Consider the following 301-nt stretch of genomic DNA (forward strand, 5'->3'; position numbering starts at 1 on the left):
GACAAGGGCTTTGCAATCAGTAATGTGACCACCACACCATTGGTTACTGCAAGTGGCTCTGCTCTCAGCGCTGTCAACTCGATTGATGTTTCGACTGTTGACGGTTCAACACGAACGCTCAAAATCATAGACGCTGCTCTGGCTGCGGTTAACGGGCAGCGCGCCAGCTTTGGTGCTTTGCAGTCTCGCTTTGAGACCACTGTTGTCAACCTGCAGGTCACGTCCGAGAACCTGTCGGCTTCGCGCAGCCGGATTCAGGATGCCGACTTTGCGGCCGAAACCGCCAACCTGTCCCGTGCGC

At 56.1% G+C, this 301-nt stretch carries 1 protein-coding gene; it reads left to right on the forward strand.

What is annotated here, in order from left to right:
- Positions 1-301, forward strand: a 301-nt coding sequence (locus tag HA630_RS02865; protein ID WP_256368608.1) for a flagellin, incomplete at both ends; no start/stop codon positions are given.

It is taken from the genome of Aquabacterium sp. A08, assembly GCF_011742065.1.